Annotated in this window: 1 protein-coding gene; it reads right to left on the reverse strand. The window is 65.0% G+C overall.

What is annotated here, in order from left to right:
- Positions 1–206: 206 nt before the first annotated feature.
- On the reverse strand, positions 207–1,313 hold the full coding sequence (locus tag AC1DFE_RS24005) for an IS110 family RNA-guided transposase (protein WP_476908327.1): 1,107 nt from the start codon (positions 1,311–1,313) through the stop codon (positions 207–209).
- Positions 1,314–1,484 lie beyond the last annotated feature (171 nt).

Genomic DNA, 1,484 nt, shown 5'->3' on the forward strand with positions numbered 1-1,484 from the left:
GGGGTGTCTGGCCGGGTGGTCAGCGTGTCGTTGGCGACGGCGTGGTCAGACTAATATGCGCGGGTTGATTACCGCAGGGCGAAGGTGTTCGGCTGGAGCGTATCGCTTCTCTAGAGTCGGGCGCGGCCGTTGGGGGCTGCCCATAGGCTTGACGCGAGTTCACTCCACGCGCTGCGAGACACCAGGGYCAGACATCCCGGAGTTTTTCAGGGCCGCGGGTTCGCGGCGGCGGTTTGTGCTTCGCTGGCCAGGGACCAGCACCGTCCTGCCAGTTCCCGGGCGATGGCGACGTTCGCGACCACGGGCCGTTTCCTGTGTTCCAGGTAGACGAGCCAGCGATCGTGCAGGCGGTCGTTGCCGGCTTGTCCGCGGGTCCGGGCCGTGGGGGTTGCAGCTTCCCAGCGGGTGCGCATCACTATTGATGGGTGTGTGTAGGGTCTGCGGTGGTGCCAGGCGGCTTCGATCAGGAGCCGACGGGCGTGGGTGTTCCCGGTCTTGGTGATGCCGCCTTGGGAGCGGCGTTGGCCTGAGGAATTCTCCGTAGGTACCAGGCCCAGGTAGGCGCCGATGGTACGGCCGGTGAAGCGGTTCCAGTCGCCGATCTCCACTGCCAGCCCGAACGCTGTGAGTGTGGATATCCCGCGCAGGCATTCCAGCGCCCTGACCACGGGGGTGTATTCGCTGTCGTAGGCGATTTTCGTGATGGCTGCGTCCAGGCGGTCGCGTCGGGCCAAGGTTTCGGTGACGGTCTGTAGGGCCAGGTCGTAGGTCAGCTGCAGGGCCGGGGAGTCGAAGCCTTGCCGGGAGAGCCAGAACATGTGGGCCTGGGTCCAGGTGTCCCCGCCGCTGTAATGAATGCCCTGGCGCAGCAACAGTTTCGAGACCCGGTGCCGGGCCCGCATCAGSTCCCCGCGGGTATCTTCCCTGGCCCGGACCAGATCCCTGACYGCTTCCTGCCCGGGATCCGGAACGGTGACTTCGGTGATCTCACCCAGTTTCAACAGCCGGGCCAGGTGCAGGGCGTCGTTCCGGTCCGTTTTCACCCTGTCCCCGGGCGGGCGTTGAAGCTTGGACGGAGCCGCGACCACGCAGTCAATACCGGACTTCCGCAAGAACCGTGCCAWCACGAACCCTGTCGGTCCGGCCTCATAAACCACCCGGCACGGACCAGGCAGGCCCTGGAGCCAGGCCAGGATCTCGCCGTGATCCGGTGTCAGCCGGGCCCGGAGAATCTCACCCGTCTGACCATCGATCGCGCACGCAACAACCGACAGGGCGTGGACATCCAGGCCGACGTGAGTACGCTCGTGCATAGCTGGAACCTCCAAACTTCAAATGTGGCTCTGCCCCAATGGATTARGTCTGGGAACAACCCACGCGAGATTGAAGAGAAGGTTCCAGCCCACCACTTTCTGGTCCTTCTGACAGAGGCCATTCACGCCGGGGAAAGGTCCCGGACCGCGGCCACCCGAAACCAGCCACAC

The sequence above is a fragment of the Arthrobacter sp. 05T423 genome, from assembly GCF_056396245.1.